This window comes from Actinomycetota bacterium (assembly GCA_012837825.1).
In the GTDB taxonomy this organism is placed as follows: Bacteria; Actinomycetota; Humimicrobiia; order Humimicrobiales; family Humimicrobiaceae; genus Humimicrobium.
In genome coordinates, this window is the sequence record DUQM01000054.1 from 1 (window position 1) to 6,401 (window position 6,401).

The following is a 6,401-nucleotide window of genomic DNA, read 5'->3' on the forward strand; positions in this document are numbered from 1 at the left end:
CATTTTTAATTTTTATGGGGTTTAATATTTCAGCTGAGTGGTAAAAATATTTATAGACCGTCTTCAGGATTTTTTGATTTCCTTCATCAGGTTTGTCATTTCGATTGCAGTCAGGGCTGCATCCCAGCCTTTGTTTCCCTGGCTTGTTCCTGCTCTTTCAATAGCCTGTTCCAGGGTGTCAGGAGTTATTACTCCGAATGCAACCGGTATATTCAGATCCATGTTTACTTTTGCAACTCCTTTGATTACCTCACTTGTAATGTACTGATTATGGCTTGTCTCGCCTTTCATGACTGAGCCAAGGCAGATAATGGCATCATATTTTTTGGATTCTGCCATAACTTTTAAAGTAACAGGAATTTCAAAAGCGCCGGGTACCCACGCCACTGATATATCGCTTTCTGATGCCCCGTGTCTTTTAAGGCAGTCAAGAGATCCGCTTAAAAGTTTGTTTGTAATAAATTCATGGTATCTTGTTACTATTATTCCGAATTTTATTCCTGATGCGCTAAGATTTCCTTCAAATATTTTCATTATTTCCTCCTGTTAAAAATAATTTTTTAAATACATACCATCAGAGCATATGTTCCATTTTGATTTTTTTGGTTTTAAGGTATCTTTCATTAGTTTTGCAGGGTTTTATCTGTATTGGTATTCTTTCGGTGATGGTAAGACCGTATCCTTCAAGTCCTATTACTTTTTTTGGATTATTTGTCATAAGATTTATTGTTGTAAGTCCGAGGTCTGAAAGAATCTGGGCTCCTATGCCGTAATCCCTCAGGTCTGCTTCAAATCCCAGCTCAATATTTGCTTCAACAGTGTCAAAACCTTTGTCCTGTAACTCATAAGCTTTCATTTTATTGCATAAGCCTATACCCCTGCCTTCCTGCGCCATGTAAAGCAAAACCCCGATTCCTTTTTTATTTATCATTTTAAACGCCTGATCAAGCTGGTCTCCACAATCACATCTTCCGGAGCCGAAAGTATCTCCTGTCAGACACTGGGAATGTACTCTTACCAGCACATTTTCCATATCTCTTACTTCTCCTTTTACAAATGCAATATGAGTCTCATTATCAATCAGGGACTTATAAGTAATTGTCTTAAAATCACCCCATTTCGTAGGCAGCACTATTTCTGCAGCTTTTTCAATAAGCTTTTCTGTCTTTTTACGATATTTTATAAGCTCGGCAATTGTTATTATTTTCAGGTCGAATTCTTCTGCAAGTATTTTCAAATCTTCCAGTCTGGCAACTTCGCCATCTTCTCCTAAAACCTCACAAATTACCCCCACAGGTTGCATCTCTGCTATTTTCAGAATATCAACTGCAGCTTCAGTATGGCCGGCACGATTTAAAATTCCGCCAGGTTTTGAACTTAAAGGAAAAATATGTCCGGGTATTGTAAAATCCTCCGGCTTTGCATTTTCTGAAACAAATGCCTTTATGGTATTCAGTTTTTCTTTTATGGAAATACCCGTTCCTTTATTTGTAGCTGCATTTATCGATAGAGCAAATGAAGAGCCTGTGATTTTTCTTCCTGGCAGATGATCTATCATTAAAGGTATTTTTAAATCTTCAAGCCTTTTTTCTTCACAGGGCATATAGATAAGCCCTTTTCCTTTATTGATGAAAAAATTAAGAGAATCATGGCTTACCTTTTCGGCTGCCATAAAAAGGACTCCTTCCGTTTCATCTCCTTTGCTGTCAACAATAATGCAGATTTTGCCTTCTTTTATTTCTTTTATTATTTTCTGTGTTGAGTAAAATTTATTTGAATCCATATTCTTTCAGTTTCTTCTCCAGTTCCTTGTCTTTTTCTTTGGAAATATTTTTTATATCATTGTCAATGCCGGGCATTTTTAAATAATTTACTGCTGCTGAAGCGGAAAACGGCTGCACTTCCTGTGAAAGTGTTCCGGAAGGGCCGGAATATCTTGCCATATTTATAATATATCTTGCCATCAGGTCCACTTCCAGGTTGACTTTTTCCCCCTTGTTTTTGAATTTAAGATTGGTGTTTTCAAAAGTGAAAGGTATGACTGTAAAATCCAGGTTGTTTTTAAATACATCAGAAATCGTAAGGCTTATGCCGTCAACAGAAAGAGAGCCTTTGGGAGCCGTAAATTCAAGAAGATTCTGAGGTATTCTTACGGTCAGTTTATAAAAATCACCGATTTTTTTTATATCTGTTATTTTTCCCACATCATCAATATGACCGGTAACAATATGGCCCCCAAGCCTGTCTTTAAGAGACAGCGCATCCTCCATATTTACTCTATCGCCTGCCCTGACTGAAGCAAAAGCGGTTGATTTCAATGTTGAAAACGAGATATCTGCCTTAAAACCTGCCCGGTCAAATTCTTTTACTGTAAGGCAGCACCCGTTGACTGATATTGAATCACCGAGCCTGATATCTGAAATAATATTTCGGCAGCTTATTTCTATTTCAAGTCCGGTATTTATTTTTACTACTTTTTTTACAAGACCGATTTCTTTTATTATTCCTGTAAACATGGATATGCCTCAATTAATAAATCATTTTGTATTTTTTTAATGTTGTCAAATTTTAAATTAATGCTTTCATACATCTTGTTTATTCCCAATTCATTAAAAACCGAATAAGGATTATTGCCCCCGGTTATTTTCGGAGCGATAAAAAACATGAATTTGTCAATCAGGCCTGATTTTAAAAACGACGTAAGGAGTCCGGGTCCGCATTCAAGCATAACCGATGTTATTTCATATTTATTGAAAAGTATCCCGATTATTTCATTTAGATCCAGCATCTTTTCATTTTTTAATGTATTGACAGCTTCAATATTTATCCCTTTATCTAAAAGAAGATTATATTTTTCAGCTTTGCTTTTGATACTTTCTTCCGAAGAAAAAATTATGGTTTTTATATGTTTTGCAGTCCTGGCTATATTTGAATCTGCATTAATATCAAGTTCCGTATCTATAATAGCTCTTTTAAAGTTAAAACAATGTATTTTTACTTTTTTGCCGTCTTCTTCATTAACAAGGATTTCTTTTTTTAAAAAAGTCTTTTCAATACCGTTAAAGTCATTTTTATTAAACACTTCTGCCATATTATTTTTAAGTGATTTTCTTGGAAATAAAAAAGGGTCATCTTTTATGACCGTATTTATACCGGTCAGCACACAGCCATAATCAAATCTTAGTTTTTGCACAAACATCCTGGACTTCCTGTCAGTTACCCATTTTGAATCACCGGTTTTTGCTGCAAGATTTCCGTCCAGTGTTGCAGCAGTTTTTGCACAAATAAAAGGCCTGCCTTTTTGAATATTCGTGAAAAATATTTCATTTAATTTTTCACCCTGTTTCTGCAAAAGCCCTGTTCTGACTTTGATGCCGGCCTGTCTTAACTTTAAAATCCCCTGTCCGTTTATTTTTGGATTCGGGTCTAAAACACTGATTATGATTTCCGAGAATTTATTTCTAATGAGTGCATCTGTGCACGGAGGAGTTCTTCCATGCATAGAGCATGGTTCAAGAGTTACGTATAATTTCAGACCTTTCGGAAGTCTGCTGCCCAGCTTGTCTTCTGCGTTTTCGATAGCATTGATTTCAGCATGATTATATCCGGCAGCAGCATGAAATCCGCCGGAGACAAAAACATTGTCTTTTACTATCACGGCTCCCACCAGTGGATTGGGGCTTACAGTGCCCCTGCCCTTACCGGCAAGACCAAGGGCCAGTCTCATAAATTTTTCATCCTCTTTTGTAAAAGCTTTTTTCGTCATCTTAAGGCTTAAAGAATTTCAGACCGAAAATAAAAAAATCCATGGAAAAAATCCATGGACTAAAAAACAATAATAGTCTTTGAATTTTCTCCCGTCCAGACTATAACTGTCGGTCTTAGAATTTCACTAAGTCTTGCTTTTGCTTGCGGACTGTAACCGCCGGTAAGGATTTACACCTGTCCTCGAAAATCCAGGATTAATTATACCAGAAAAGTCAAATTAGTATTAATATTTTTTGATATGAAATTTTTATTTTAAAAAACAAAATAATTATTTATAATTAGTTTTGATTGGCTATGCTATCCGGCAGGAATTTTAACTGGTTATGTTATCCGGCGGGGAAAACCTATGATATTTTAATTTGTGAAATATCTGTTATGGTTGGAATAATTTTTTAAACTTCTAAATACCGGTTCATCATATTAAGGCAAAAAGTTATTTTAAATAATTTAAAATCAATTTGCATTGACTTAAAAGGAGGGGTTTGGTCATGAAGAAAATACTGTTATTCATTTCAGTTTTCATGCTGTGTATTTTAAGTTTCTCTTCCCCTGTTTTCGCATTTACAACAAAGGGAGGAGAAGACTTAAGTATTTCAGAAAGTATTGAAGATGATGTTTATGCATTCGGCAATACGGTAACTCTTACAGGAAAAGTGGACGGGGATCTTGTTGCAGCAGGCTCACAGATAAATATATTAGGAAACGTGGAAGGTGATTTGCTTGCAGCCGGGAGCACTATTACAGTAAATGGTGAAATAGGGGATACTGTCAGAATTGCAGGCGGCGTGATTACAATAAATAATAACCTGAAAAAAGATCTGGTTGCCGCAGGAGGGCAGGTTGAAATTTCCTCAAACTCTGTTATTGATGGAGATGTAGCGATAAATGCTGCAAGAATAGTCATAAATGGTAATGTGGGCGGAGGTCTTAAGGTATCTGCTGCAGAGGTAATAATCAACGGAAAAATAGGCGACACGGTTGAAATCAGTTCTTCAAATATAAAAATAGGTGATGGTGCAGAAATATCCGGAAATCTTAATTATACTTCTGATAAAGAAGCCCTGGTTTCTGCAAATGCCAAAATCACAGGAAAAACAAACTGGAGAAAACCGAAAACTGATTCATCAAAAGAACTGGAAGTTGCTCCGAACATAAATAAAGGTGCAGTTGCATTATTTACTGCTACATGGATAGGCGGAAAGGTTGTAAGGTTCTTAAGCTGTTTTGTCCTGGGTATAATTCTTCTGCTTGTTGCCCCCTGGGCTTTCAGCAAATTTAATGCAAGAATGAAAAAAAGCTTTGGATATTGTGTAGGCGGAGGGGCAATAGTATTATTTGGTGCACCTATTGCCATGTTCATTATTTTCATTATAGGAATAATATTATTTGTGACAATAATAGGATCATTGCTCGGAGTACTTTCGTTATTTGCCAATTTTTATCTGATTCTTGGCTATGCATTGCTCTTATTTGTAAGCAACATCTTTCTATCATTTTTTATTGGAAACCTTATTCTTCAGAAAGGTGTTAAAAATTTAAATAAGTATGGCTGGAAAGTAGTTGCACTTCTTATCGGCCTTGTGATCACATCTATATTATTTGCAATTCCGTTTATTGGCTGGCTTGCGCAGTTTGTAGCAATACTGTTTGGCTTTGGCGGACTTGTTATGATAATAAAAGACTGGATTGTTTCCTTCAGGAAAGCCAGAATCACCTGAATTAACTGATATCGGTATCAGAAAAGAAATCGTAGTGTATTAAAAAATCAGCCCTGCTTAAACAGGGCTGATTTAATATCTATTTAAAGTATATAAAATTTATTATTCAGTTGTTATAGCTTCTGAAGGACAGCTTTCTACGGCTTCCTGTATGCATTCCTCATCGTATTCGTCGTGGTCTGTTTTGACAACCTCTGCGATATCCTTATCTTCGTTCATCTTAAAGATATCAGGACAGGTTTCTTCACATAATCCGCAACCTGTACAGAGATCCTCGTCGATTCTAACTTCCATTTAAGTCCTTTCGTTTATTTTTTAAATTTAGCCTTTTATATCCAAGCTAATTTATAATGTAATATACATAATTTTTATAAGCAATACAAATATTTTTAATAAAAATTTGATTATTTTAAAAATCATATAAAATCACAAAAATATTAAAAAGAAAATGCAATTAGTTTTAATAAAGTGTAGAATACTTTTGGAAAATAAAACCTCTTATTAAATAACCAAAATTTATAATTTGTTTAAATATTTTTAACTATTGAGTAACAGGGGGATAAGATTGCCTAAAAAGATAGAAATAGTATTTCAGGACAATAAAATTGAAGCTATTTTAAATGATTCAGTTACAGCAAGAAAATTGTTGAAAATTCTGCCCATAAAGTCCGAGGTTAATTTATGGGGAAATGAAGTTTATTTTGAAATCCCTATTGAAGCTGAGCTTGAAAACGGCAAAGAACTGATGGAAATCGGCAATATAGCTTTCTGGCCCTCAGGAAATGTCTTTTGTATATTTTTTGGTCCAACTCCGGTAGGAGACGGCAGTCAGCCAAGGGCGATAAGCCCTGTTACAGTAATAGGCAAAGTAACAAGTGAGAATGGTATTGACAAGCTGAAGCAGCTAAAATCTTC

At 35.4% G+C, this 6,401-nt stretch carries 7 protein-coding genes and 1 riboswitch; of the genes, 2 read left to right on the forward strand and 5 right to left on the reverse strand.

Features of this window, described 5'->3' with window-relative positions; all coding sequences use genetic code 11:
• Positions 1-63 precede the first annotated feature (63 nt).
• The 4 genes from GXZ93_04075 to ribD are packed head-to-tail and all read right to left on the reverse strand — an operon-like array spanning position 64 to position 3,727.
• Positions 64-534 carry a 6,7-dimethyl-8-ribityllumazine synthase gene (locus GXZ93_04075; GenBank protein HHT78955.1) on the reverse strand — a complete coding sequence of 157 codons (471 nt, stop codon included), beginning with the start codon at positions 532-534 and terminating at the stop codon, positions 64-66.
• Between the two features lie 40 nt (positions 535-574).
• Positions 575-1,783, reverse strand: coding sequence for a GTP cyclohydrolase II (ribA, locus tag GXZ93_04080; protein HHT78956.1), 1,209 nt, complete (start codon positions 1,781-1,783; stop codon positions 575-577).
• Positions 1,770-2,516 (reverse strand): riboflavin synthase, encoded by a 747-nt coding sequence (locus tag GXZ93_04085; GenBank protein ID HHT78957.1) that lies wholly within the window; start codon positions 2,514-2,516, stop codon positions 1,770-1,772. Before GXZ93_04085 ends, ribA begins: the two co-directional genes overlap by 14 nt.
• Positions 2,501-3,727, reverse strand: a complete 1,227-nt coding sequence (ribD, locus tag GXZ93_04090; GenBank protein HHT78958.1) for a bifunctional diaminohydroxyphosphoribosylaminopyrimidine deaminase/5-amino-6-(5-phosphoribosylamino)uracil reductase RibD — start codon at positions 3,725-3,727, stop codon at positions 2,501-2,503. The genes GXZ93_04085 and ribD overlap by 16 nt, the downstream gene beginning before the upstream one ends.
• Positions 3,728-3,845: 118 nt before the next feature.
• Positions 3,846-3,960: riboswitch (FMN riboswitch) on the reverse strand.
• Between the two features lie 296 nt (positions 3,961-4,256).
• Between ribD and GXZ93_04095 the strand changes: the two genes are divergently transcribed.
• Positions 4,257-5,486 carry a polymer-forming cytoskeletal protein gene (locus tag GXZ93_04095; GenBank protein ID HHT78959.1) on the forward strand — a complete coding sequence of 410 codons (1,230 nt, stop codon included), beginning with the start codon at positions 4,257-4,259 and terminating at the stop codon, positions 5,484-5,486.
• A 102-nt stretch (positions 5,487-5,588) separates the two neighbouring features.
• On the opposite strand, the gene GXZ93_04100 is transcribed toward GXZ93_04095, so the two are convergent.
• A complete protein-coding gene (locus GXZ93_04100) occupies positions 5,589-5,780 on the reverse strand; it encodes a ferredoxin (protein ID HHT78960.1) in 192 nt (63 codons plus the stop codon).
• Positions 5,781-6,051: 271 nt separating this feature from the next.
• Between GXZ93_04100 and GXZ93_04105 the strand changes: the two genes are divergently transcribed.
• Positions 6,052-6,401 (forward strand): hypothetical protein (locus GXZ93_04105; GenBank protein ID HHT78961.1); only part of this gene is annotated, 350 nt, incomplete at its 3' end.

Excerpts from the sequence above, each read along its gene's own strand:
- ribA (HHT78956.1), bottom strand. The coding sequence starts at position 1,783 with ATGGATTCAAATAAATTTTACTCAACACAGAAAATAATAAAAGAAATA.
- GXZ93_04075 (HHT78955.1), bottom strand. The coding sequence starts at position 534 with ATGAAAATATTTGAAGGAAATCTTAGCGCATCAGGAATAAAATTCGGA.
- GXZ93_04095 (HHT78959.1), top strand. The coding sequence starts at position 4,257 with ATGAAGAAAATACTGTTATTCATTTCAGTTTTCATGCTGTGTATTTTA.
- GXZ93_04100 (HHT78960.1), bottom strand. The coding sequence starts at position 5,780 with ATGGAAGTTAGAATCGACGAGGATCTCTGTACAGGTTGCGGATTATGT.
- GXZ93_04085 (HHT78957.1), bottom strand. The coding sequence starts at position 2,516 with ATGTTTACAGGAATAATAAAAGAAATCGGTCTTGTAAAAAAAGTAGTA.
- ribD (HHT78958.1), bottom strand. The coding sequence starts at position 3,727 with ATGAGACTGGCCCTTGGTCTTGCCGGTAAGGGCAGGGGCACTGTAAGC.